Source organism: Moraxella sp. CTOTU47915 (genome assembly GCF_031986685.1).
Classification (GTDB): domain Bacteria; phylum Pseudomonadota; class Gammaproteobacteria; order Pseudomonadales; family Moraxellaceae; genus Faucicola; species Faucicola tetraodonis.
In genome coordinates this window covers 25,811-50,064 of sequence record NZ_DAMAAE010000013.1, presented here as the reverse complement: position 1 = coordinate 50,064, position 24,254 = coordinate 25,811, and the positions used below count along the sequence as shown (strand labels likewise).

Annotated in this window: 24 protein-coding genes; 11 read left to right on the top strand and 13 right to left on the bottom strand. The window is 44.3% G+C overall.

Annotation, left to right across the window (positions count from 1 at the left end):
• Positions 1–52: 52 nt before the first annotated feature.
• The 5 genes from RTL34_RS10045 to RTL34_RS10025 form a co-directional block, all read right to left on the bottom strand.
• Complete coding sequence (locus RTL34_RS10045) at positions 53–1,747, bottom strand: multidrug ABC transporter permease/ATP-binding protein (protein ID WP_312116630.1); 1,695 nt, start codon at positions 1,745–1,747, stop codon at positions 53–55.
• A gap of 95 nt (positions 1,748–1,842) precedes the next feature.
• Positions 1,843–4,089 (bottom strand): TonB-dependent receptor, encoded by a 2,247-nt coding sequence (locus tag RTL34_RS10040; RefSeq protein WP_312116628.1) that lies wholly within the window; start codon positions 4,087–4,089, stop codon positions 1,843–1,845.
• A 105-nt stretch (positions 4,090–4,194) separates the two neighbouring features.
• Positions 4,195–6,270, bottom strand: coding sequence for a Fe(3+)-hydroxamate ABC transporter permease FhuB (fhuB, locus tag RTL34_RS10035; RefSeq protein WP_312116626.1), 2,076 nt, complete (start codon positions 6,268–6,270; stop codon positions 4,195–4,197).
• Positions 6,263–7,171 carry an ABC transporter substrate-binding protein gene (locus RTL34_RS10030; RefSeq protein ID WP_312116624.1) on the bottom strand — a complete coding sequence of 303 codons (909 nt, stop codon included), beginning with the start codon at positions 7,169–7,171 and terminating at the stop codon, positions 6,263–6,265. The genes fhuB and RTL34_RS10030 overlap by 8 nt, the downstream gene beginning before the upstream one ends.
• Before the next feature lie 35 nt (positions 7,172–7,206).
• The gene (locus RTL34_RS10025; protein ID WP_007117267.1) at positions 7,207–7,980 is read right to left on the bottom strand and encodes an ABC transporter ATP-binding protein; all 774 of its coding nucleotides are present in this window, start codon (positions 7,978–7,980) and stop codon (positions 7,207–7,209) included.
• A 171-nt stretch (positions 7,981–8,151) separates the two neighbouring features.
• Between RTL34_RS10025 and RTL34_RS10020 the strand changes: the two genes are divergently transcribed.
• On the top strand, positions 8,152–9,243 hold the full coding sequence (locus RTL34_RS10020) for a TonB family protein (protein WP_050324919.1): 1,092 nt from the start codon (positions 8,152–8,154) through the stop codon (positions 9,241–9,243).
• Between the two features lie 150 nt (positions 9,244–9,393).
• Here the strand turns inward: RTL34_RS10020 and RTL34_RS10015 are convergent, their stop codons facing one another.
• From RTL34_RS10015 to RTL34_RS10005, 3 genes are all read right to left on the bottom strand, one after another.
• On the bottom strand, positions 9,394–10,029 hold the full coding sequence (locus RTL34_RS10015; RefSeq protein WP_007117265.1) for an NAD(P)H-dependent oxidoreductase: 636 nt from the start codon (positions 10,027–10,029) through the stop codon (positions 9,394–9,396).
• Positions 10,030–10,256: 227 nt separating this feature from the next.
• A complete protein-coding gene (locus RTL34_RS10010) occupies positions 10,257–10,673 on the bottom strand; it encodes an Ohr family peroxiredoxin (RefSeq protein WP_144918210.1) in 417 nt (138 codons plus the stop codon).
• A 276-nt stretch (positions 10,674–10,949) separates the two neighbouring features.
• Positions 10,950–11,414: a MarR family winged helix-turn-helix transcriptional regulator gene (locus RTL34_RS10005; protein WP_312116618.1), complete on the bottom strand. Its 465-nt coding sequence runs from the start codon at positions 11,412–11,414 to the stop codon at positions 10,950–10,952.
• A 222-nt stretch (positions 11,415–11,636) separates the two neighbouring features.
• Here RTL34_RS10005 and RTL34_RS10000 point away from each other — a divergent pair, with 222 nt between their 5' ends.
• From RTL34_RS10000 to RTL34_RS09960, 9 genes are all read left to right on the top strand, one after another.
• Positions 11,637–12,095, top strand: coding sequence for an NfeD family protein (locus RTL34_RS10000; RefSeq protein WP_312116616.1), 459 nt, complete (start codon positions 11,637–11,639; stop codon positions 12,093–12,095).
• Between the two features lie 30 nt (positions 12,096–12,125).
• A complete protein-coding gene (locus tag RTL34_RS09995; RefSeq protein ID WP_128680336.1) occupies positions 12,126–12,998 on the top strand; it encodes an SPFH domain-containing protein in 873 nt (290 codons plus the stop codon).
• Positions 12,999–13,118: 120 nt separating this feature from the next.
• Positions 13,119–13,589 (top strand): flavodoxin family protein, encoded by a 471-nt coding sequence (locus tag RTL34_RS09990; RefSeq protein ID WP_312116615.1) that lies wholly within the window; start codon positions 13,119–13,121, stop codon positions 13,587–13,589.
• Positions 13,590–13,699: 110 nt separating this feature from the next.
• On the top strand, positions 13,700–15,145 hold the full coding sequence (gene trhP / locus RTL34_RS09985; protein ID WP_312116614.1) for a prephenate-dependent tRNA uridine(34) hydroxylase TrhP: 1,446 nt from the start codon (positions 13,700–13,702) through the stop codon (positions 15,143–15,145).
• Positions 15,146–15,191: 46 nt separating this feature from the next.
• The gene (locus RTL34_RS09980) at positions 15,192–15,611 is read left to right on the top strand and encodes a hypothetical protein (RefSeq protein WP_312116612.1); all 420 of its coding nucleotides are present in this window, start codon (positions 15,192–15,194) and stop codon (positions 15,609–15,611) included.
• 37 nt (positions 15,612–15,648) lie between these two features.
• Entirely contained in the window at positions 15,649–15,906 is a 258-nt protein-coding gene (locus RTL34_RS09975; protein WP_007117256.1) for a YfhL family 4Fe-4S dicluster ferredoxin, read from the top strand.
• Positions 15,907–16,038: 132 nt separating this feature from the next.
• Complete coding sequence (locus RTL34_RS09970; protein WP_312116609.1) at positions 16,039–16,581, top strand: hypothetical protein; 543 nt, start codon at positions 16,039–16,041, stop codon at positions 16,579–16,581.
• A 90-nt stretch (positions 16,582–16,671) separates the two neighbouring features.
• Positions 16,672–17,247 (top strand): hydrolase, encoded by a 576-nt coding sequence (locus RTL34_RS09965; RefSeq protein WP_239741398.1) that lies wholly within the window; start codon positions 16,672–16,674, stop codon positions 17,245–17,247.
• Positions 17,248–17,283: 36 nt separating this feature from the next.
• Positions 17,284–17,871 (top strand): HD domain-containing protein, encoded by a 588-nt coding sequence (locus RTL34_RS09960; protein WP_312116607.1) that lies wholly within the window; start codon positions 17,284–17,286, stop codon positions 17,869–17,871.
• Positions 17,872–17,934: 63 nt separating this feature from the next.
• On the opposite strand, the gene clpX is transcribed toward RTL34_RS09960, so the two are convergent.
• From clpX to rdgB, 4 genes are all read right to left on the bottom strand, one after another.
• Positions 17,935–19,218: an ATP-dependent protease ATP-binding subunit ClpX gene (gene clpX / locus RTL34_RS09955; protein ID WP_203171366.1), complete on the bottom strand. Its 1,284-nt coding sequence runs from the start codon at positions 19,216–19,218 to the stop codon at positions 17,935–17,937.
• 56 nt (positions 19,219–19,274) lie between these two features.
• Positions 19,275–19,949 (bottom strand): ATP-dependent Clp endopeptidase proteolytic subunit ClpP, encoded by a 675-nt coding sequence (gene clpP, locus RTL34_RS09950; protein ID WP_256999118.1) that lies wholly within the window; start codon positions 19,947–19,949, stop codon positions 19,275–19,277.
• 137 nt (positions 19,950–20,086) lie between these two features.
• Entirely contained in the window at positions 20,087–21,451 is a 1,365-nt protein-coding gene (gene tig, locus RTL34_RS09945) for a trigger factor (RefSeq protein ID WP_050325015.1), read from the bottom strand.
• A gap of 288 nt (positions 21,452–21,739) precedes the next feature.
• Positions 21,740–22,390 (bottom strand): RdgB/HAM1 family non-canonical purine NTP pyrophosphatase, encoded by a 651-nt coding sequence (gene rdgB / locus RTL34_RS09940; RefSeq protein WP_312116603.1) that lies wholly within the window; start codon positions 22,388–22,390, stop codon positions 21,740–21,742.
• A gap of 539 nt (positions 22,391–22,929) precedes the next feature.
• On the opposite strand from rdgB, the gene RTL34_RS09935 reads away from it, so the two are divergent.
• A complete protein-coding gene (locus RTL34_RS09935; protein WP_076775005.1) occupies positions 22,930–23,556 on the top strand; it encodes a superoxide dismutase in 627 nt (208 codons plus the stop codon).
• 308 nt (positions 23,557–23,864) lie between these two features.
• Here RTL34_RS09935 and panD read toward each other — a convergent pair whose 3' ends face one another.
• Positions 23,865–24,245, bottom strand: a complete 381-nt coding sequence (panD, locus tag RTL34_RS09930) for an aspartate 1-decarboxylase (RefSeq protein WP_036589204.1) — start codon at positions 24,243–24,245, stop codon at positions 23,865–23,867.
• Positions 24,246–24,254: the final 9 nt, after the last annotated feature.

The window sequence follows — 24,254 nt, the reverse complement described above, 5'->3', positions numbered from 1 at the left end:
GCAATTATATTTAATCCGCTTTAACTGGTTTTAGGGCATATCATATAGATTCTTAATGCTCGCCAATCACTTTAATGGCATCTAAACTGGCTTTTTCGCGTTGCAAACCGGTCAGCTCACTGAGTTCACCATTTTTCATCATCAACAATCTATCGGCCTTTTCAAAATAGCTGTCATCATGACTGATAATAAACAGCGTTTTGCCCATTTTTTGCAACATGGGAATAATGTGGTGATAAAACACACGGCGATAGGCAGGGTCTTGGTCGGCAGCCCATTCATCAAGCAGTAAAATAGATTTTTCTTCGGCGACAGCAAGCAGCATGGCAAGGCGTTTGCGCTGCCCCTGCGAAAGTTCGGTGGCGCTCAGTTGGTTATCGGTGACGCTGACTTTTTCTTTGATGGCTAAGATATCAAGCCATTTGTCGATTAACTCAGCATTGGGCGTATTTTGCGCGCTTCCCATCACAGTTTTAAACAGATAAAAATCGCTATAAATCGCTGAAAATAACTGGCGATAATGGGGGTAATGTTCTGAGGCGACAGGCTGATTATCGATAAAAATACCGGTGTTTTCCGCAAATTTAGGCTGATATAACCCTGTGATGAGCTTGGCAAGTGTCGATTTTCCGCTACCATTGGCGCCAATTAAGAACACCACTTCGCCCCGTTTTAACGTGAAGTTGATATGTTTTAAGCCAAAACTTGCGCTATTGTCATAGTGATAATTTATATTTTTAAAAGTAATGACTTGCCAATTTGGGGTTAGAATTTGGGTATCAAAATCGGGGCTATAGTCAGCAAGCTGTAATGATTGTATTTTTTCCAAGGCAACTTTAGCCGTTTGCACGGTGGGAAATGCCCCAATCGCCATCAGTAGAGGCGACTGGATAAATAATACGGTGAGGGCAAACGTAGTAGCGGTGGCGGTATCTACCCAATGATAAATATTGGCTAGGGCATAAATCACCCCAATTACGGCAAACATCATAATATTTGACCAGCTTACGGCTGATAGATGAAAAGTATCGGCTTTGACAATATGGTTGAAATAGTCGCTTGCATGGCGTTGATAGTCACTGGTAAATAGACGTTTGGCACGTTCACGATTTAAGGCAAGTTCTTTTCGTCCATCAATCACCGCTTGATAATCTTGATACAGTGCATCATTGATCTCTCGTAATGTAGCTAAATGGGCATACACATGACCCACGAGTTTACTACTGATAAAAATGGTCAGCGTAATACACCCCATGACCACAAGCAGCATTGGCAGAGATAAAAACCCCAAATAAACCGCAGTCGCTGTGCAGATAATCACCCCTTGCACCAGCTCAGGTAAGCGTACAAACGCCACGGTAATCGACTGCACATCGGTAGTTAAGCTGGCTAACAGCTTGGCACTACCGATTTTTTCAACTTGGGCGATTGAAGTGTCTAAGATACGTTTTATCAGTTGCGAACGTAATTCAAATACAAAGCGATGCCCTAACTTAGTCAAGGCAAGCTGTGACATAAACGTTGTCGCTAATAAACCCATAATCGCTACCAAAAACACCGCTAATATTTGCCAACTGCCTAAGAGGTTATTATCAGTGCCGACTGCTGCGATTAAAAAACGGTTAATAAAGGCGATAATAGCGACATTCACCAAGGCATTAAGCAGATTGAGCAAGATGACTTTGATAAAGGCAATACGGTGCTGTTGCCAGATGAGGGTCATAAGGGGCATGGTAGTAGGGAACATGTATTTCCTGTTTAGCTTTTATTTTTTAGCCAGTCTCAAATAAAAATCGGACAAAGCAAGCTTTATCCGATGGCAAACGATAACAATGTGTCAAATTAAAAATCAAAGGTCGCTGACAGCTTCAATGTGCGTGGCTCACCTAAGGTAAGATAGCCTGCACCATTGTCACCTGCCGTATTTTCATAACCGCCCACCGATGACCAGTAGTCTTTATCGGTGACGTTAGCAATCACCCCTTTGAGCGTGACTGCTTTACCGGCAAGTTGGGTTTTATATCTTGCGCCCAAATCCACAGTGGTGTAGCCATCGACTGTTAGGGTGTTGGCATCATTGGCGTAACGTTTGCCGGTATGGATGACATCGCCTGTCAAGGTTAAGCCGTCTACTTGGGGTAAGTCATATTCCAGCCCTAGATTCAACAGGTTTTTTGCCGCACCGATGACTTGCTTCCCTTCAGTGGCATCGCTACCGGTGTTTTTTTGTTGGGTATCAAGGAAGGTCACGCCGCCTAGCACTCGCATATTGGCGGTGGGTTGTCCATATACATTGAGCTCAACGCCTTTATGTTGGTTTTTGCCGTGCGCTTCAAAGGTGGTATCAACGGTAGTATAACGCGGCTTGTTGGTTTGAAAAGCAGTGAGACCTGCGCCGATAACGCCGCGGTCGTATTTCACGCCGATTTCGCTTTGTTTGGTGACGTACGGTGACATGGCTTGATCTGCATTGGTCAGCTCAGTTGTTACGCCATCGATGGTGGTGGTGAGAGGGGCAGTTTCGCCTTTGCTAAGGCTTTGCATATAGTTAGCAAAGACTGACCATTCATTGCTAGGGCGATATAATAGGGCAAACGCAGGCGTGGTTTTACTTTCTTTATATTTGCCATTACTGGCTTGGGTGGTGGGGTCAAAACTTTCATCTTCAATGGTTTGGTGTCTTGCCCCCAAGGTCACTTGAAGTTTATCATCCATGAAGGCTAGGGTGTCTGCCAATGCCACACTGGTGAGCGTGGTTTCGCCTGTCTTGGTAGGATGGTCGATATCGCCACCTGCCAACGCCGCCGCTGACCAGCTGGGTTTGGCGTACGAGGTTGGGTGATATAAATTGGTCGTCAGCGTGTTTTGCCAATCAAATTGATAAGGTGCTTTTATCTGTGCTTTATAGATATTGCCAGACACTACCCAGTTATGGTTGATTTTGCCTGAGGTCAGTTTGCCACGGATACCGATTTCGCCTGTGTTAATGTCATCCTCACGGGCATTGTCAAAGCGGTAGGTGGTGCCATCGCCATTTAAATTGGTGACCATCAAGTTAGCGAGCGAGTTCTCTTCTTCGCCATGACGAAAGCCATACGCGCCATAGGCAGTCAAATTTGGGCTAAGGTCATATTCAGCCCGTAATGTGCCAAACACATCTTTTTCATTTGAATAACTCCACGGTTGCGACCAGTTGCTTTTGGCATCAGCGGCATTGGGTACACGGGTCAAACCTGACAAGGTGACATTGGTGCGTGTTTTTTGCAGTTCGTTATTTTGATAGCCCAAATCTGCCGATAACCGCATGTTATCTTGGCGATAATCTAAGCCCAAACCGACCAAACCCAATTTGGCTTTTTCATCATCGACTGCTGTACCGCCGTCTTGATAGGCGACATTGGCACGCACACCGTACGCTTGATTTGCGCCAAACCGTTGTCCCACGTCTAGGGCAATTTTACCGTTTTCGGCATTTTCGCTGCTGATAGTGACTTTACGAATCGGCGTTTGAGTGGCTCGCTTTGGCAGCAAATTCACTGTGCCCCCTTTATTACTTCCCCCGGGTGCCATGCCATTTAGGAAGGTACTCGCGCCACGTTGTACTTCGACCCGCTCAAATAGCTCGCTTGCGATAGATTGACGGGGCATAATGCCGTATAAGCCGTTCATCATGGTATCGTCAGAGTTGGTGACAAATCCGCGAATCAGATAAGCTTCTTGAAAATTACCAAAGCCACGCGCCACACGCACCGTTGAGTCTTTTTTTAGGATATCGCCAACAGAATCCGCTTGTTTATTTAAAATAAAGTCATTGGTATAGGCCGTGGTCGAAAAAGGCGTTTCCATGGTCGATTTATTACCCAAAATACCGATACGGCTACCTGTGGCGACTTGCCCACCTTGATAGGCGGGCGGCAAACCAGTTTTTGATGCATCCGCACTTGCAGTCACCACGATTTCATCGAGTAGGGTTTCTGTGGCGGCATCCGTGGTATTTGCTTCTTCTGCCATCGCCGTGGTTGATAATAAGCCAATCGTACTTGCTGCCAAAGCCGAACGCACGGCTAAAGATAATAGGGATAAACGCATATTCAATCACTCAAAGGACAATAGATAAAACATTTTTGCGAATGATAACAATTATTATTTTTATTTACAATAAATAATGATAGCGCAACCAAAGAAGTTATCTGTTTAATTTTTCATACCTTTCATCAACCATAAAAAATATAAACCGCCTACGATGGAAGCGATTGTGCCCGCAGGTATTTCATAGGGAAAAATCGCATAACGTCCCACCCAATCAGCAATCAACATCAATCCTGCGCCCAGTAGCGCTGATAAGGCTAATTGGTGAGGTAACTGCACCGCCCCAAGTGTCTTGGCTAAATGCGGCGTCATTAATCCAATAAAACTTAGCGGTCCAACCGCCAATGTCGAAACAGTGCTTAACACTGCTACAAGACTAAAAATCAGTATTTCGCTACGTTTTACTGATACGCCCAAACTGCGAGCCATTGTTTCATCTAGGCTAATCACCCTAAGCGGCTTTAGTAGCAAAAAACTGAGCAAAAATAACACTGCACCAATGACCATCAATGCCCACGCTGTCACAGGATAAGCATGATATGTTGTACCCGATAGCCAATTGAGCATCGCTTGTAAGCGAGGGTCGCCTGACAGTTTGATTAAAGTTAAAATACCACCCATCAATGCAGAAATCGCCACACCCACGAGCAACAAATAGCTTGAGGATAGCCGACGCGCAAGCCATAAAACCAACAGTAACACCAAAGCCGCACCTAACAGTCCGCCCAATAACGGCAATCCCAATGCCCAAACAGAATCGGTTGCCAGTCCCAGTGTGCCTGATATCACTGGACTAAGCACGAACACCAATACCACCCCCAATGCTGCACCTGAACTGATGCCCATCACTTCAGGACTTGCCATCGGATTGCGCGTCAAGTTTTGTAATAGCACCCCTGCGGTAGCCAGCATCAGACCTGTTGCCATTGCCGATAAGGTACGCGGCAGGCGAAAACTCTCGATAAAACTTGCCTCGGTATGCCACCCAAAACTGCCCATCGCATCAGGGGAAATATGTAATACACCTACCGTCACAAGCAGCAACAACCCGACCGCAACCACCCAAAAACCGCCACCAAAATATCGGCGTTTGCCGACCAAAAGACTAGGGCTTTGTTCGGCAATCATGGGCTGTTTACTTTGTCGAATGACCAACCAAATAATCAACCCGGCACCTAATATCCCTGTGATCGACCCCACAGGCAGCGTAATATTAAGTAATGGTTTAAACCAGGGTGACAGCAGCATCACAATGTTATTAGTGAGCCACAACAACATCGCCCCAAAGGCAAATCCTGCCATTAAGCGTTGCCCAATCGGGCGAATCGCTACTACATTAACGACACTTGCCGCAGCCAAGCCGACAAAACTTAAGACGCCCACGCGGCTTACCACGCTTGCAGTGACTACTGCAACAAGGGTTACTACCAGCATACGCACAGCAGCCACAGGCACTCCCAAGGCTTTGGCTTGGCGTTCATCAAGGCTCATGATGGTTAAAGGTTTGACCAAAAATAACAAGATAACGGGCAGGATTAAGCTTATTAGCACAAAAAACTGGCTATTTTGCCAACTGGTTTGGGTTAAGTTACCGCTTTCCCATGCCATGACCCCCATAACCCTTTCTGAGAAAAAAATCATCAACAGTGAGGAAATAGCAGAAAACAAAATATTGACCACCAAACCACCCAAAATGAGCACCACAGGATTCATACGGCTGTTGGCAGCAATTGCAAACACCAAGCCCATACTCAGCAATGCGCCAATAAATGCCACCCAAAAGCTACCATACAAGCCAAAACTGGGAAAAAACAGCGTCACAATTAATAAAGCCAATTGTGCCCCTGTCCCTACCGCAAGGGTACTATCTGAAGCAAGGGTATTTTTGACCAATTGCTGTAGCAAGACACTGACTACGCCCAGTAGTCCCCCGGCAAATATCGCCACTAACATAGTCGGCAAAATTTGTAACTGCGCCACCATTTGCACTAAGGTTAGCGACTGTGAACGGGCAAATAATAATCCCAATGAATCATGCCAAGTGGTTTTAACAACCAAAGCCGTGGTTATTAAAACCAGCGATAATAAGCCACTAAAAAGCCAACAGGCAGGGGCATTCAAGGGCTTGGTAATTCGCTGATTATCTCGCTGGTTATGTTGAAGCCTAGTTTTATTACCCATTCGCCTTGCCCCCTAACCAATGAGCCTGATTTAATCGCTCGCCAAATACCACCATAGAAGACACACCGCCATACAGCCAAATCGGCGGTAATACTGCCATACAGCGACTATTTTTAGCCCTTGCGCCATAGCCTAGCCGCTGCCACAGCAAATTTTTGGCTAATTCTTGACGTAGCATAGGACTAAACGGCTCAACCACTACCAAACAGGTATCATCATCAAGTTTTGCCAAATCACCCAATGCCAGCGAATTAAATCCCCAAAGATTGCCTTTACCCATCTGATCTTCAAGTGTAATCAAATTTAACCCCATCACCTCAAATGTCGGTCGAAATAGGCTATTGTTGGTATAAATCCGCAAATTATTGCTATCGGCAAACTGCACCACCGCAATTTTTTTGATGTGGGGATACTTTTGGCGAAATGTCGCACCAAGCTTGCCAAGCTGTTTTTTTGACTGGGTTAAAAATTGCTGGGCGCGTTGCGGCTGATGAATAATTTCACCCAGTTGAAGAGTCGGTTCAGCATAGTCCTGCCAAGTCGCTATCGCGTTTTTTGACATAAAACTTACCGACTTATGGGGGGTGTTGCCGTAAGCAGGTCTTAGATGGGCATAAAAATCATTATCAATAATCACAATATTGTTAGAAGATGAGGTGAGTTGGGCAAGCCGTTCAAAGTTTGGGGTGAATCGCTCCCCAATATCGATGATATCACTTGGTAGTGCGGGCGTGCCCACCCATTCACGGTAGCTTTTGGTATCGCCTGTGGCAATCGGTGGATAGCCTAGGGCGGTGAGTGTCGAAGCCACCGCCCAGTCAGGGGTGATGACTTTGACGCTGTGAGCGTCTGCAGGCGGTGCTTCAAGCTTTAAATCCCGCTGAGGCTGGCACGCTGTCAAAAAAAACAAAACAATTAGCAAGCAACAAGCTCTCATCACACCACCGCCACTTTATTACCGGTGACTGGGTGACTTAATAGATGCAAATTGATACCAAAAATCTGGTCAAGCACTTGCGGTTGCATGGTACTGGCGATATCACCCACATGACAAAGCTTGCCGTTTTTTAACGCAATAAACTCATCACAAAACTGTGCCGCAAGATTAATATCATGAATAATAATCACAATCGCCTTGTTTTTCTGCCGTGCCAAATCACGAATGAGACGCAGTATTTCAACTTGATAGACGATGTCGAGCGGGGCAAGTGGTTCATCAAGTAGCAAATAGGGCGTATCTTGGGCGATACACATGGCAAGCCATGCCCTGGCGCGCTCCCCTCCGGATAGCGTTGCCACTGATTGCTCGGCAAACGGCGTGACTTGGGTCAGCGCCATTGCTTCACGCACCTTAGTATGGTCTTGTGGCGTAGGCTTTTGTAGCCATTTTTGATAAGGGTATCGCCCTAACATCACCAGTTCGGCAACGGTAAATTGACTGGCATCAGGCAATTTTTGCGGTAAATAGGCGACTTGTTGGGCGAGGGTTTTTGGCGGTAAATCAAAGATTGATTTGTCAGCAAAATCCGGTAATAAAATCTGTCCGCTAGTGGGGGTGGTTTCCCCTGCCAAAGCTTTAATCAATGTCGATTTACCCGAACCGTTATGCCCAATTAAGGCATAGATTTTTCCCTTCTCAATGGTAACATTGATGTTGTTTAAGAGGGTTTTTTGTTGGCGCATGACGGTAAGCGATTGGGTGGTTAGCATGAGTTGACCCGGGTCAAAGTTTTAAAATAGCAAATCATAGCATTGATGATAATAATTATCATTAATTTTTATAAATAAGAATTAATATCATTTAAGATATTGATAACGATTCTCATTCACACTATAATACAGCGATTTCAAAAGTTTCCCTAAACATACAGCGCTATAACTATGTCTATCCAACGTCACGCTAACTTTAGTCCAGCCCATTTCTCAAACGATATTAGCAGCATAGTCGATAAAAAGTCGGGCACGTTGGCACTGATTGGTGTATTGAGCTTACATGGTATCGTAGCGATTAGCTTGGCAAATATGGCAACGCCTGATATCAAACCGCCCAAAGTCACGCCACCGTTAGAAATTAGCTTTATCGCGCCACCACCTGCGCCAACCAAGCCTGAAGAGATGACGGTAACAGCCGAGCAACAACCGATAAAACAACTACCTAAGCCCGTAGAAAAACTAGCAGAAAAGCCAAAAGAAAAGCCGATAGAAAAACCCATCAGCAAGCCTGTTGAGAAAACAGTCGAAAAACCGATTGCTAAGAAACCTGTAGAACAACCGATTAAACCATTACCCGAACCGTCGAAACCAGCTGAAAAAACTATCGTCAAGCCGCCACAGGTTGACCAAAACATTGTCATGGCAAGGCAACTAGCCCTCGCCAATGAGCGAGCCGAACAGGCGCAAAAACAACAATTTGAGCGCCAACAAGCACTCGCCAGACAGCAAGACTTAAAACAACAACAAGAATTGGAACGGCAACAAGAATTGGAACGCCAACAAGCGCTTGCACGGCAAAAAGCGTTGGACAACCAATTAATTGAACAACAAGAGCGTGAGCGCAAACAAGCAGAAATAGATCGTCAAAAAGCGCTAGCTGATGCCAAAGCCAGACAAGCAGATGAAGCTAGGGCGAAAGCCGAAAAGGCAAAACAACAACAAGCCGACAAGGATAAAGAAGCCCAACAAGCGCAAAATAATTCACCTGTGAGCTTTTCGGCAGGGCAAGCAAGTTGGCGGCGGCAACCTAGCTTTAGCTGTCATAGTGAAGACCTGGAAAACGGCGCATTAACAGCGATTATTCGCTATACGGTGGACAAACAAGGCAATCCAACCAGCGTCACTTTAGCCAAATCGACCGGCAATGTCAGAGTCGATAGACAACTGTCTATGCAGGCTAAGAGCGGCAAATTTAACCCCTTTACCAAAAATGGCGTACCGGTGGTAGGTATTGTCAATCTACCGGTTCGCTGCCAATAACTATGATTATTAAAAAAATCCGTTTTTCATAAAGCTTATCCCCGTACAAATTGCTTTAACCAATATCACTTGCCCATTGTAGATATAAAAAACCCTCTAAATAAGCTATTTAGAGGGTTTTTCTTAGAGATTTTTTTGCTAGCTAATGAATTAGTTGTATTCAATAACAAAATCTTCTGTGGCTACGCGTACTTTTGCCATAGGCGCAATCCAATCACGTGCTGGATCTGAAACACCCACGTACATGATTACGATACTTTTTAGCCCCAATTTCTCTAAACCTAATACCTCGTCAATCAGCTTAGGGTCAAAGCCTTCGGCAGGGCAACTGTCTACTTTAAGCTCTGCTGCCTGTGCCAACGCAAGTCCCAAGCCAATGTAAGCTTGGCGAGCGATATGTTCAAAATTTTCGTCTGCGCTTTTTTTGGCCACACTTGCTTTGAGCATGGAAGTATAGCTATCAAAACGCCCTCTAGGTAAGCCACGCTCATCTGTGGTCATGTCATACACGGTATCAATTTTTTCGGCGCTATAATCCTGCCAACCTGCAAAAACAAGCACGTGAGAACATTCTTTCATGCAGTCAGGATTGAGCGCACCCGCCACTAGCTGCGCTTTGATGGCTTGGTTTTTGACCACGATAACTTTAAATGGCTGCAATCCCGATGAGGTGGGCGCAAGTCGAGCGGCTTCGATGATTTTGTCGATATTTTCTTGACTCACGCTTTGGTTTGGATCAAAGGCTTTGACGGCATGGCGCCATTGTAAGTTTTCAATCAGTGACATGAAATATTCCTAATCTAGTGATAAAACTATAATGATAATAGTAGAGCGATAAAAGTTATTGTCCGAGCCTTTAAACAAAGCTAAAGAAAGCTCGATGTTACCAATTTTGTCATTGGCTGTTAGAACGCTTGAATGGCTTTCAACTTGCTCAACTAAACGGTAAATGTGCCCAAATGGGTCTTTGACATTTGAGCACGCCGCTTGCAATGGAAATTATGTTAAATTGATTATGCCACTACTTGGGTATGCAGACGTACGTCAACATTGCCGCGCACGGCATTAGAATACGGGCAGACTTTGTCCGTCGTTTCAACCAAGTCTTTCGCTTGTTCTTCGCTGACGCCGCTAAGTTCAATATACAAATCGATGTCAAGCGCATAACCGCCTTGGGCATTCATGCCCAGTCCCACAACCGCTGAGGTTTTTGAGCTGACGCCTTCTAGCTTCATACGCTGTGCCACATGAGTCAACGCATTGTCAAAACACGCGGCATAGCCCATGGCAAATAATTTTTCTGGGTTGACGCCTGTACTATTTTGCTCAGGGGTTTGTAAATCAAAGCCTAGTGAACCATCTTCTAGTGCAACATGACCTGAGCGGCCGCCTGTTGAGGTAGCGGTTGGGGTTTTATAAAAAATTTTCATAAGAGTACCTTATTTTGAATGCTTAACTTGCGTGAATGAATAAAAAAAATCGGCGTGACAACATTCGCCACAGTATTTAGATTTTAATATTTAAGTTTTAAAAAATTATATTTTACACAATATAATTTTCAGTGCCTAGATAAGGTAATCAAATTCTCACACGCTGTATACAAACTAATAACAAATGATTAAAAATGCTAAATCTAACGATACCCTAACAAGACGCATGATAATAGATAAGACGTAGGCAGATAGCGCTTAATGCTAAAAATTTGTTTAATGATTTTTGGGTAATATATTGTGGGGACACACCTCTGTATGAATCGGGCAGAGTTTTTGCGCCACTTGTTGTAGCAGCTCTATTGCTTCGTCATCTAACTGCATGGCAGCTAACATAGCACTAGGAATGCTAGCGGCTTGAACTTTTAAGGCATCCCCTTTGGCAGTGAGCGATATTTGTACTACCCGTTCGTCTTGTGTGGCACGCTCACGGTGCACAAAGCCTTTGGCTTCAAGTCTTTTAAGTAAAGGGGTAAGTGTGCCGGTATCAAGGTCTAAAAAATCGCCCAATGTGCCGACAGTTTGTGGACTTTTTTCCCATAGCACCAACATGACAAGGTATTGTGGATAGGTCAAATCCAAGGCTTTTAGCAGGGGACGATAGTGGTTAGTGATACTTTTTGACAGTGAATAAATGGGAAAACATAACTGGTTACTCAGTTTGAGGGCATCAAGGCTCATCGTATTTTTTGGGACTCTAGAGATGAAAGGGTCATTGACCACTATAGGAAAAAACACATCTTTGTGCAATCATTAACCACAATTGGCGGTCTGTGCGGTCAAGCAGTTGATAGCCGATGATAGTGCATAATGTGACAAAGATGGCGGGTAAATAACGGCATTTGTTTTTAAATTCATAATCTTGCATAATGGGTTTGGTATACTAAAAATCAAGGTGGGGATATGCTAATTGAGCCTTGGCACTGGCTGATTTTGGGGTTAGTGCTGATTATTCTTGAACTATTCTTGACCAGTTTTGTGAGTTTATCGATTGGTGTGGCAGCGATTGTGGTGGCCGTTTTGTCATGGTTATTACCGTTTAGCTGGTTTTTTTGGCTCATGGTATGGCTGATACTGTCGGTGATTTTTACTATCATTGGCTTTAAATTTATCAAGCCGTATATGCAAAATCGTACCACAGCAGGATTGGGTTCAGGGGTTATCATCGGGGAAACAGGCATGATTATTCAAAGTCCGCAAGCAGATAAATTGGGCAAGATTCGTTTTAGTGTGCCAATTTTTGGGGCGGATGAGTGGGTGTGTCGTAGCTACCAAAGCGCACCGCTAGAAGTTGGCGATAGAGCCATTGTGGTGGATGTTATTGGAAATGAGTTGCTGGTAGAATCCACCAAGCATCAATAAGCATTAATAAGCATCAATAAAGGAATTGTCATGGAAGCGTTGAGCGGTATTGGTATTTTTTTGGTCGCCTTTGTGCTATTTACCCTTTATAAAGGGGTAAAAATCGTACCACAAGGGTTTAAATGGATTGTACAGCGTTTGGGTAAGTACCATCAGACCTTAGAGCCTGGGTTGAATTTTATCATTCCTTATGTCGATAACGTGGCATATAAAGTAACCACCAAAGACATAGTGCTTGATATTCCATCGCAAGAGGTCATCACCCGTGATAACGTCGTGATTATCGCCAATGCGGTGGCGTATATCAATATCGTGCATCCAGAGCGCGCTGTATATGGTATTGAGAATTACGAGCAAGGCATTCGTAATTTGGTACAAACCTCACTGCGTTCTATCATTGGTGATATGGATTTTGATAGTGCGTTATCATCGCGTGACCAAATCAAAGCCGCGCTAAAAATGTCAATTTCTGATGATATTGCCGATTGGGGCATTACCCTAAAAACCGTGGAAATCCAAGATATTAGCCCATCGCCTACCATGCAAATGGCGATGGAAGAACAGGCAGCTGCGGAGCGTCAACGCCGTGCTACAGTGACCAAAGCGGATGGGCAACGCCAAGCGGCGATTGCAGAAGCCGATGGACGTCTTGAGGCTTCACGGCGTGATGCCGAAGCACAAGTGGTACTGGCGCGAGGCAGTGAGCAATCAATTCGCTTGATTAGTGAAGCGGTGGGCGAGCGCGAAATTCCGCTGCTATATCTACTAGGTGAGCAGTACATCAAAGCCATGACTGATATGTCAAAATCACCCAATGCCAAAACCGTGGTGCTGCCTGCTGATATCTTAAATACCGTGCGCGGTATGATGGGGGACGTGGGCGATAAAATCCACCGTCCTTAACATTTGGCGTGACTTACTTGCTCATTAAAGCGCTGACTGAAGCCGCTGACTGAAACCGCATCACCTTGCGGTTTTTTATTCGCCAAAATTGGGTAACCATGACATTTTAGGATGTACAGTATGCGTAAAATAAAAAATTTACTATTGGTATTACATACCCCATCAGATAATACCCAGCGATTAGCAGAAGTTGCAAAATCCGCCACACAGCTAGCGGATATTGATAACGTCACTGTGATTGTTAAAACACCGCTACAAACCCAAGTGGAAGATGTGTTAAAAGCGGATGCCATTATCATTGGCACGACCGAAAATTTTGGTTATATGGCGGGGCTGACCAAGGATTTTTTTGAGCGAATTTATTATCCCGTGCTTGAGCAAAAACAAGGACTGCCTGTGGCATGTTATATCCGTGCTGGGCTCGACGGTACAGGTAGCAAACGCGCGGTAGAGAGTATCGTCACAGGATTGCGTTGGCGCTGGATACAACCGCCCTTGGTATTAAAAGGTGAATGGTCAAGCGCATTTGATGAGCAAGTCGCTGAGCTTACCATGGCAGTCTGTGCGGGTTTATCATTGAATATTTTATAACCGCTTTAACATGATTTCCGAGTAAATTACTCAAGTTTTTTTCCGCGTGATTATCAAATTTGTTATAATATCAACAATTTCACATTGTATGACACGCTGTAAGGATAGTTATGACCCGTAAGCCTGAACTTTTATGCCCTGCTGGCACTTTTCGTAATATGCAATATGCATTTGCCTATGGCGCAGATGCCGTCTATGCGGGACAAGCACGCTATAGCTTGCGGGTGCGCAATAATGATTTTGATGAGGAAAATCTTGCCAAAGGGATTGCCTACGCCCATTCACTCGGCAAGCAGTTTTATGTCGTGGTCAATATCCAAGCGCATAATGCCAAGCTTAAAACCTTTATCGAAGACATCCGTCCTGTGATTGAGATGAAACCCGATGCGCTGATTATGTCAGATGCTGGGATGATTATGATGGTACGTGAAGCCTTTCCAGAGCAGGTAATTCACCTATCGGTGCAGGCGAACGCGGTAAACTGGGCAACGGTCAAGTTTTGGAAACAAATGGGCGTCAGCCGCGTGATTTTGAGTCGCGAGCTGTCACTCAAAGAAATCGAGCAAATCATCGCTGAAGTGCCCGATATGGAAATTGAGGTATTTGTGCATGGGGCACTTTGTATGGCGTATTCGGGTCGTTGTTTGCTGTCTGGCTATATCAATAAACGCGATGCCAACCAAGGCACTTGTACCAATGCCTGTCGCTGGTCATACAACACCTATAAAGCAGAAGAAAACGAAACAGGCGATATCGTGCCAACACAGCCTATCAGCCAACCTATCAGCCAACCTATCAATAGCCCAGAGGTTTTTGTTCCCACTCAAGCCACGCAAGAAGATGCTATTCAAACTGTCAATCTAAATGGTGATGTGGTGATGGGCGATGACTATGTACAGCAGCCATCGGATGAAGTGGTACTGATTGAAGAACAAGGTCGCCCAGGCGAATTGATGGCGATGTTTGAAGATGAACATGGCACTTATATTATGAATTCTAAAGACTTACGTGCCGTCGAGCTAGTGCCTGAGCTAACCCACATGGGCGTGCACTCACTCAAAATCGAAGGCCGTACCAAGTCGCATTATTATGTGGCGCGCACTGCACAAGTGTACCGCCAAGCGATTGATGATGCCGCCGCTGGTAAGCCATTTGATACAGGCTTAATCACCGCACTCGATGGGCTAGCCAATCGCGGCTATACCGAAGGCTTTTTACGTCGCCACGTGCATAGTGATTACCAAAACTATGAATATGGGTCATCAAAAACCGATCATCAGCAGTTTGTTGCCGAGATTAGTGACATTACCCCAACGCGCTTAACCTTGGTAATTAAGAACAAATTGATGGTGGGTGATACCATCGAAATCATGACACCGCAGGGTAATTTGAGCTACCCACTCAAAGAGATGTGGAATAAACAAGGTGAGCCGATTGATGGCGCTTTAGGCTCTGGCTGGGTGTGTCAAATCGCCAATCCGTTTAAAGAGATGCAGGATGATGTGTTGCAATTTGCGCTAATCATGAAAAGCGTCAGCGAGCCAATTTTTACCTAAGTTGGTCTTGTTGTCGCGGTATCAGGCGTTAGGTTAAGGAATTTTTGTGGTTCACTCATACCAGCAAAATAAATCAGACACCATTTCAACGCTTGTTGAAGCGGTGAATGTTGAAGCATTGCAGGATTCCCTAGCACTTCGCCGTAATGTGTTTATCCAAGGATATTTATCACAGGATTTTAAAGCCATTGAGACGACTTTGGCGGACAATTTCCGATTTGTTAACGGAAAAGCAATCCACAATCGCGACAGCTGGCATGAGATTTTACATAACTTATGGCAATCTCGAGACTGGCAGTCTCAACCGCTATTGCCTGACCGTGTTCGCTATCACTTTTTCTCACTTACCGAATGTATGATCACTTTGTATTATAAGCATGAACCGACGGCAAATGTCATGCAGGAATTGTGGATGCAAGATGACAATGTATGGCGCCTAAGTGCGGTGTCAATCGTTAATCGCTAAAGGTGTTAATTGCTAAGGTAAAAACAGACTACAAGACATGGCACTAAAAATCACTTCCGACTGTATCAATTGCGACATTTGTGAGCCCGAATGCCCAAATGAAGCCATTAGCTACGACAATAAAGTACAAAAAACTTACGTCATCAATCCTGACTTGTGCACCGAATGCATCGGGTTCTATGATGAGCCAACCTGCGATAAAGTCTGTCCGATTGATTGCATCATCAAAGACGATGAGCGCCCTGAATCGCCCGAACAGCTGCTTGCAAAATATAAGCAAATTTGGCAAAAATAATACTAACAAAAAGTTGCGGTAAATGTCGCCAAAACATTTTACTATAAGTTAATCAATTTTTTTTGAAGTGATTACTGGCATTTTTTATCAAAAACAACATTCAAAGTGACATTTAAAGTTGAAGTGACATTCATGTTTAAAAAAAATAACAAAGCGACTGACCCTCAAGCACACCAATCGAAGCGCTCACCACAGCCTCGCAAACAAAAAAACAAAGCTAAAAAGCGTCACGTTGTCGCGAAACTCATTGGCGTCGGTATGACAGCCACAGCGGCAACGGGCGCAACTGCTGTCCTAGGCAGTTATGGCGCATGGCAATATGCCAAGCAGCAGTATAGGGCGCGCCGCTTATATACCCCTGCATTTAGCGGGGTTGTCACCAATCAGCATTTTAAAGGTAAGGTGCACAAGGTCGGTGAGTATTTAACCTTTGTCACCGATGGCGCTACCTATGCGCTCAATGACCCATTACTGCGTATCCAATCACTGTATCAGTCCAATAAAACACCTACTGACAATCAAGCCAGTCATCAAACCAAGCTTATGGATCAGGTGCATTGTGATGATGTCACTATTGTTGCGGAACTCAGTGAAAAAGGACATTATGGTTATTTAGGACATTTGGACTACCAGTTAACCGTGGTGGACACCGCAGATGATGCCATGAATTTTTAATGGCATTTTTTTAATAGAGTATAGTATAGCTTTCGTGACATACGAATGATTATAACCACCCAAGTTGAACCATCATCAAAGGAGCTGAAGATGACAACAAAATTTATCCCAAAACCCTATCGTATCGAGCGCAATGACTGCCAAGCCATGCTGATTGATATACAAGAAAAACTTGCGCCCCATATTGCCGAACATCGAAAATTACTCAAAAAAACAGCGATTTTGATTCAAGGTCTACAAACGCTCAATATTCCCATTATGGTTAATGAGCAATATCCCAAAGGACTTGGGCATACTTTGCCAGAGTTGACGCAGTTGCTATCTGAAAAAAATACGCCAGTGTTTGAAAAAACAACCTTTAGCGCCTGTGATACGCCAACCTCTTGGCATCATATCGCCCAGCAAAATCGCAACAATGTGATTTTATTTGGCACAGAAGCTCATGTCTGTGTCATGCAGACGGCGTTAGACTTACTCGATAACGGTATGCAGCCCATCATTATCACCGATGCCGTGGGCTCGCGAGACCTGTATGACCGTAAAATTGCGATTCGTCGTATGCGCCGTGCCGGTGCGGTCGTCACCACCACCGAAGCGATTTTATTTGAGCTGTGTCGTAGCTCAGAAGACCCCGCGTTTAAGACGATTTCAGCGCTAGTCAAGTAAATATGACTCAGACCCTGCATGATTAAGAGGTATTTGATGCAACCACTTATTGATTATCTGTTGGCATTGGATGCCTTAAAATCAGTCAACCGCCGCAACTATACGACCCAACTGTCTGCAAACACGCCACGACGTCTTGAAAATTCAGCCGAGCATTCATGGCATTTGGCGATGGCGTGTTGGGCAGTCGCGCAGCATTTCAAACTGGATGTCAATCATGAAAAACTGCTCAAACTGGCATTGGTTCATGACTTGGGCGAAATTGAGGCGGGTGACACATTCTTATATGCTGATAAACGCTCGCAGGCGCATGTTGATGAGCGCATTGGTGTAGAAAAACTGGCAACGATGATGGGCAACCCCGTTCCAGAATTGTTAACGCTGTGGGATGAGCAAGAAACAGGTCATAGTGCTGAAAGCAAACTAGTTAAAGTAGTGGATAGGCTATTGCCCTTTATGCTCAATATGGTGACAGATGGCGGTGCGTGGACAGACCATCAGGTCAAGCGCTCCCAAGTCGAAGCCGCCCAAGCCTTTATCAGACAGGATTTTCCCATCATTCACGACTGGATAACCGAGCAAATTGCCATTGCGGTACAACAGGGTTGGTTGATTGAAGATTAAACATAAAAAAACGTGCGACATAGGCACGTTTTTTTAACTCGCTATTTTTAAAATCACTAACAGTTAAACAATCTCTGGCGATTGGTTATTATCAATCACTGCCTTATTGACTGTCACGGTTTTGCCGGGTGTCATTGAAGGCAGTTCATACATGGTATCGAGCAGGGCGTTTTCAACAATGGAGCGTAGACCACGCGCGCCGGTACGACGCTTTAGCGCTTGTTTGGCAATCGCCACCAGCGCATCATCGGTAAACGATAACGTCGCATTTTCCATCTCAAACAAGTATTCGTATTGTTTGACTAGCGCATTTTTTGGCTCGGTTAAGATTTGTACCAATGCTTCTTCGTCCAGTTCTTCCAGTGTCGCGACCACAGGCAGACGACCAATTAACTCTGGAATCAGACCAAATTTAATCAAATCTTCTGGCTCGACTTGCTTGAATAATTCACCGGTTTTCTTGCCGCTGTCTTTGGCTTTTACCTCAGCGTTAAAACCGATACCGGTTTTTTCGGTACGCTGTTGAATGACATTGTCTAGACCAGCAAACGCACCGCCACAAATCACCAAGATATTACTGGTATCGACCTGAATCATCTCTTGGTTTGGGTGCTTACGACCACCTTGCGGTGGGATATTGGCAACCGTACCTTCAATCAATTTCAACAGCGCTTGCTGTACGCCTTCACCCGACACATCACGGGTAATCGAAGGGTTTTCGCTTTTACGGCTGATTTTATCAATTTCATCGATATAAATAATGCCTTTTTGCGCTCTCTCGACATCAAACTCTGCCGCTTGTAACAGTTTTTGTACGATGTTTTCCACGTCTTCACCGACATAACCCGCTTCGGTCAAGGTAGTGGCATCGGCGAGCGCAAATGGGACATCAAGTAGGCGTGCCAGGGTCTGCGCCAGTAAGGTTTTGCCCGAGCCCGTTGGACCAATCAGCAAAATATTACTTTTTGATAGCTCAACCATCGCATCTTCAGCGCCAAGTGTCGTCAGCGCCTTATCTTCACTCAGCTTTTCACTGACCTTTAAGCGTTTGTAATGGTTGTAAACCGCTACTGCCAAAGTTTTTTTGGCTTTATCTTGACCGATGACATACTCATCTAAGTGGCTGCGGATTTCTTTGGGCGTTGGCAATTTGCGCGCTGCCCAGTTTTCACGCTCATTGGTATCACTACCGTCGCTGCCCGATGACTTTGATTCGGCGATTAAATCATCGCACAGTTCAATACACTCATTACAGATATTGGCGTCTTGACCTGCAATTAGCTTTTTGACTTCGTGTTTGGCTTTACCACAAAACGAGCAGTGTGGCTCAATGTCATTTTTTGACATAAAAAAACGCTCCTAAAATTATGCTTGTTTTAATTGCTTTGTGATTGTGTAACCTATTAAGCAATGCTTGGACGTTTTTCTAATACTTCATCAATCAGACCGTATTCTTTGGCTTCTTGGGCATCTAGCCAATAGTCACGCTCGACATCACGGGCGATTTTTTCAAGTGGCTGACCGGTACGTTCTGCCAAGATTCTATTTAAGCGTTCACGGATTTTTAGGATTTCACGCGCATTGATTTCAATATCGGTCGCTTGACCTTGTGCCCCACCTGACGGTTGGTGAATCATCACACGCGCATTGGCTAAGGCATAGCGTTTACCTTTTTCACCCGCAGCCAATAAGAATGAACCCATACTATAAGCACCGCCCATACAAATCGTTGACACTTGTGGCTGGATAAAGTTCATGGTGTCAAACACCGCAAGACCCGCACTCACAGAGCCACCTGGTGAATTGATGTACAAGTTAATGTCTTTTTCTGGATTTTCCGCTTCTAGGAACAACAACTGGGCGACAATTAAATTCGCCATGTGGTCTTCAACTTGACCGGCTAAGAACACCACACGCTCACGCAATAAGCGAGAATAGATGTCAAATGAGCGCTCACCGCGAGCCGATTGCTCGACCACCATAGGTACTAAAGCACTTTGTGGTGACAACACGTCACGGGTTACGGTATTTTGGATTTGACTCGTCGCGAAAGGCGAGTCCAAGAATTTTTCTAACATGTTATTGTCCTTTTTAAATATGCAAAAGCCCTTATCGTTTATAAGGGCAATTGGCATAAAAACAAGTTACTAAGCTGACTAAAAATACATTCTTAAATGCTTAAGCTTAAATGCTTAAGAATGGATTAAGCCAATTATTACATCATCGCTTGTTGTTGGCTAGCCAGTAAATCTTGGTAAGATACTTCAGTATCAGTCACTTTACCTTGAGACAAGATATGATCGACCACTTGATCTTCTAACACTACCGCTTCGATGTTGGCACGTTCTTGCGCATTGTTGGTGTAATAGTCGATAACTTCGTTTGGATCTTCGTAGTTTTCTGCCATTTCGTTGATGTATGTGGTCACACGTTCTTGGTCAACTTCAAGTTTGTTTGACTCAATCAGGCTTGAGACGATGATACCAAGGCGGGCAGCGCGCAGGGCTTGCTCTTCAAATAATTCGTTTGGTAGCATATCTTTGTTAAAAGTTTTAGGATCTGCACCAAATTGCTGGGCAAAACGGTTTAACATCATGCTGCGTTGGCGATCGATTTCTTGCTCAAGCATCGATGCAGGTACATCGATTTCATTTTTTTCAAGTAGGGCGTTAAATGCCGCTTCTTTCACTTGGTTACGGGCAGCGCTTTTTACTTCGCGCTCCATGTTTTTACGCACGTCTGCTTTAAGTTTGTCTAAGCCGCCTTCTGTTACCCCAAATGCTTCAAGGAACTCATCGTTTAATTCTGGTAATTGTGATTGCTCAACTGATTTGACGTTGATTTTGAACTGTGCTTGTTTGCCTTGTAGGTTTTCGGCTTGGTAATCTTCTGGGAACGTCACGTCGATGGTTTTTTCTTCGCCTGCTTTCATGCCTTTGATACCATCTTCAAAACCTGGAATCATACGACCACTGCCTAATACTAGGCTAAAGTCTTGTGCGCTACCGCCTTCAAATTTTTCACCGTCGATTGAACCTTCAAAGTCAAACTTGACTTGGTCGCCTTCATCTGCGGCATCATCTTTGGCAACGTAAGTTTGGCGTTGTTTTTGTAGGTTTTCAATCATGGTGTCAACGTCTGCATCGCCCACGTTGGCAACTTGACGCTCAACTTCAATGTCTGATAACCCTTGAACTTCTACTTCTGGGAATACTTCAACCGTTGCTTGATAAACCAAAAAGTCGTTTTCAAGTTTCACGTCATCAATGTTTGGCATACCCACGGCGCGGATGTTTTCTTGACGAATTGCATCAAATACGGTATCGCGAATCACGTCATTGATGACTTCTTGTTGGATACCTGCGCCATATTGGGCGCGAATGTGTGATACGGGCACTTTACCTTTACGGAAACCGTCGATTTTAGCGGTTTTTGCCACTTGGTTGATGCGTTTTTCCACGCGACCTTGAATGGTTGACACAGGTACTTTAACCGTGATTTGGGTTTCAAGATTTGATTTTTTGTTGGTAGTTACTTCTAAGTTAGTAACTGTTGAATCTGACACATTTGAATTTGACATAACAAAACCTTCCATAAAATATCAAAAAAGAGCAGCGTGGGTGCCACTCATAAGGGTAAATAGCGATAAGTTATCAGGCTTTTAAGGTGATTGAAAAAAGCCTATAAAATACGCAATCCAAAATCTGTTGGTTAACGCATGCTAAAAGGCAAAAATTAACCGAAAGTGGTATAGTATAAATTAATCATCTAGTAAAGTAAAAAAATTGTTGCTGTAAAATCTCTGTATCGGCTACCTTAGCAGTCACACCCTGTCTATCTGCAAGTGATAGGCGAGAGTTGAACATCTTTACTTTATCAATTGCATTAGCAGTTGCTGCATCGCTTGCCCGCGATGACTGATGCGGTTTTTATCGGTCTTTTGCATCTCGGCAGCGCTTTTTTGTACGCTTGGTACCCAAAATAGCGGGTCATAACCAAAACCAAGCTCACCTTGCGGGGCGGGCAAGATTTCACCTTGCCAAATCCCTTGGGCAATGATGGGTAGCGGGTCATCGGCATGGTGCACGAGTGCCAACACGCAAACAAACTGCCCGATAATCGGCTCATTCGTATGTCTGTGGGGTTCAAGCAGCCGCAATAATTTTTGGTTATTGGCTAAGTCTTTATGCTGGCTAAAGCTGGCTTCATCTTGGGCAAAACGCGCAGAATAAATTCCGGGTTGACCGCCCAAGATAGGTACACATAAACCCGAATCATCAGCAATCGCAGGCAGTCCGCTAATATGGCTGGCATGGCGGGCTTTAATCAGCGCGTTCTCAATAAAACTAAGTCCATCTTCGACCGCGTCCTCGATGCCCAATTGCCCTTGTGGGATGACTGTTATTTCAAGATTGGCTTGTTCAAATAATTGCTTGAATTCCGCGAGTTTGCCTTGGTTATTACTGGCGAGGACTAACTGGCGGGTAGGAAATAGTTGATTAAGGATAGAAACTGACATACAGACCCACTGTGTGTATTTTGCATAAAAAACTTGACCTTATCATAGCATAGTTAACAGTGGCTCGCGCTGCAAATACTCACATTGCAAAAGCCTTATACCAAACCACTACAGTTTTTTTTGAATAATTTGCTATCATCAAATAGCAAGTAACGGGTTAAAAATCAGCTTATTAGCATGCACTCATTGATTTTTACCCCACAAGATAATAAATCCCCACTATAGAAACGGTTAAATTCTGCCAATTTTTATGGCAAAATAACCCATGTGTTATGAGGATATTATCAAGGCTAATGATAGCAAGGTTAATAAACAAAGCTAACGATAGTAAAATTGGTGAGCGTTTTTAACCCTTGATAAAGCTTGATGAAGCATAGATAAATAACATAAACTAAATAACATCAACCCAGCCAACTTGCCATTTTGGATATGGTTTTGATATATGCGCTTTTAATACAAAGCTTTTATCACACAAATGGCATGTGGTTACTTTTATCATAAAGTCATCACAACAATAGCGAAGGAAAAAGGAAAATAACATGTCACACATTACATTACCAGATTTACCATACGCCAAAAACGCGCTTGAGCCACATATCAGCGCAGAAACCCTAGAATTTCACCATGACAAACATCATGCAGCGTATGTCAACAAACTAAATGAGCTACTACCAGGTTCAGGTCTTGAAGGTAAAGAGCTGGATGAAATCATCAAAGCCACCGCAGGTGATAGCAGCAAAGCGACCATCTTTAACCAAGCGGCGCAGGTTTGGAACCACACTTTCTATTGGAACTGCTTGACAGCCAATGGTGGCGGTGAACCAACGGGTGATCTAAAAGCCAAAATCGAAGAAGCGTTTGGTTCGTATGCAAAATTCCGTGAAGAATTCAAAAACGCGGCTGTAAGCCAATTTGGTTCAGGTTGGGCATGGTTAGTGGCTGATAGCGTTGGTGGTCAATTATCAATCACCAAAACGGCAAACGCAGATACCCCATTAGCCCATAACCAAGTTGCGGTATTGACGTGTGACGTGTGGGAGCATGCTTACTACATCGACTACCGTAATCGTCGTCCAGACTACGTTGACACCTTCCTAGACAAACTGGTCAACTGGGATTACGCAAACGCCAAATACAAAGGTCAACCAGCTGGCGTAGAAAAATAATCGCCTATCTTGGCTTCTTTAAGCCCTTTAGTCGTTTAAAAAAAGCCGAATCAATTTCGGCTTTTTTTTATTAACAGATACTAAAAGTAAAATTTTGTTAATTCTTTATTCGGCTTTCCGCTACCTGGCCACGGATGCTACCTGACCTATCGCAAGCAAACGGGTAAGGTAAAATCTACGCTTAAACCCATCAATCTACCTATCAGCCAAACGCATTGTCTAAAGATAAAAAATGTAGACAACAAAAAGGCGAGTATTCAATGCCTCGCCTAATTTATTCGCAAATTTTTGGTGGCGATAAAGCTGTGTTAAGAAACTTGCACAGGAATCACGTTGGCAGTGTCTTTAACGATATTACCTTCATCAAGGTAAACCAAGCGTGGATGATGGTTGTCGGCTTCTTTCTCATCCATTTGCGCGTAAGCAGCGATAATCACCACATCGCCCAAATCTGCCATGTGAGCGGCTGCTCCGTTGAGCGAAATCATTTTTGAGCCTGCTTCTGCACGAATCGCATAGGTGCGAAAGCGTTTACCATTGTTGACATTGTAAATGTCGATTGATTCGTTCTCACGGATGCCCGCCAAGTCGAGTAACTCGCTATCAATGCCACATGAACCTTCGTAGTGAAGCTCACAATGGGTCACACGCGCGCGGTGAAGTTTGGCTTTTAATAGGGTTAATAACATGATCGTTCC

What these genes read in the sequence shown, in the direction of transcription:
- tig (WP_050325015.1), bottom strand. Translation starts at nt 21,451, where the DNA reads ATGTCAAATTCAAATGTGTCAGATTCAACAGTTACTAACTTAGAAGTA.
- RTL34_RS10020 (WP_050324919.1), top strand. Translation starts at nt 8,152, where the DNA reads ATGTCTATCCAACGTCACGCTAACTTTAGTCCAGCCCATTTCTCAAAC.
- fhuB (WP_312116626.1), bottom strand. Translation starts at nt 6,270, where the DNA reads ATGGGTAATAAAACTAGGCTTCAACATAACCAGCGAGATAATCAGCGA.
- RTL34_RS09970 (WP_312116609.1), top strand. Translation starts at nt 16,039, where the DNA reads ATGTTTAAAAAAAATAACAAAGCGACTGACCCTCAAGCACACCAATCG.
- RTL34_RS10015 (WP_007117265.1), bottom strand. Translation starts at nt 10,029, where the DNA reads ATGTCACTGATTGAAAACTTACAATGGCGCCATGCCGTCAAAGCCTTT.
- RTL34_RS09960 (WP_312116607.1), top strand. Translation starts at nt 17,284, where the DNA reads ATGCAACCACTTATTGATTATCTGTTGGCATTGGATGCCTTAAAATCA.
- RTL34_RS10040 (WP_312116628.1), bottom strand. Translation starts at nt 4,089, where the DNA reads ATGCGTTTATCCCTATTATCTTTAGCCGTGCGTTCGGCTTTGGCAGCA.
- RTL34_RS09935 (WP_076775005.1), top strand. Translation starts at nt 22,930, where the DNA reads ATGTCACACATTACATTACCAGATTTACCATACGCCAAAAACGCGCTT.
- RTL34_RS10010 (WP_144918210.1), bottom strand. Translation starts at nt 10,673, where the DNA reads ATGAAAATTTTTTATAAAACCCCAACCGCTACCTCAACAGGCGGCCGC.
- RTL34_RS10025 (WP_007117267.1), bottom strand. Translation starts at nt 7,980, where the DNA reads ATGCTAACCACCCAATCGCTTACCGTCATGCGCCAACAAAAAACCCTC.
- rdgB (WP_312116603.1), bottom strand. Translation starts at nt 22,390, where the DNA reads ATGTCAGTTTCTATCCTTAATCAACTATTTCCTACCCGCCAGTTAGTC.
- RTL34_RS09995 (WP_128680336.1), top strand. Translation starts at nt 12,126, where the DNA reads ATGGAAGCGTTGAGCGGTATTGGTATTTTTTTGGTCGCCTTTGTGCTA.
- panD (WP_036589204.1), bottom strand. Translation starts at nt 24,245, where the DNA reads ATGTTATTAACCCTATTAAAAGCCAAACTTCACCGCGCGCGTGTGACC.
- RTL34_RS10005 (WP_312116618.1), bottom strand. Translation starts at nt 11,414, where the DNA reads ATGAGCCTTGATGCCCTCAAACTGAGTAACCAGTTATGTTTTCCCATT.
- RTL34_RS09990 (WP_312116615.1), top strand. Translation starts at nt 13,119, where the DNA reads ATGCGTAAAATAAAAAATTTACTATTGGTATTACATACCCCATCAGAT.
- RTL34_RS10045 (WP_312116630.1), bottom strand. Translation starts at nt 1,747, where the DNA reads ATGTTCCCTACTACCATGCCCCTTATGACCCTCATCTGGCAACAGCAC.
- RTL34_RS09965 (WP_239741398.1), top strand. Translation starts at nt 16,672, where the DNA reads ATGACAACAAAATTTATCCCAAAACCCTATCGTATCGAGCGCAATGAC.
- clpX (WP_203171366.1), bottom strand. Translation starts at nt 19,218, where the DNA reads ATGTCAAAAAATGACATTGAGCCACACTGCTCGTTTTGTGGTAAAGCC.
- trhP (WP_312116614.1), top strand. Translation starts at nt 13,700, where the DNA reads ATGACCCGTAAGCCTGAACTTTTATGCCCTGCTGGCACTTTTCGTAAT.
- RTL34_RS09975 (WP_007117256.1), top strand. Translation starts at nt 15,649, where the DNA reads ATGGCACTAAAAATCACTTCCGACTGTATCAATTGCGACATTTGTGAG.
- RTL34_RS10000 (WP_312116616.1), top strand. Translation starts at nt 11,637, where the DNA reads ATGCTAATTGAGCCTTGGCACTGGCTGATTTTGGGGTTAGTGCTGATT.
- clpP (WP_256999118.1), bottom strand. Translation starts at nt 19,949, where the DNA reads ATGTTAGAAAAATTCTTGGACTCGCCTTTCGCGACGAGTCAAATCCAA.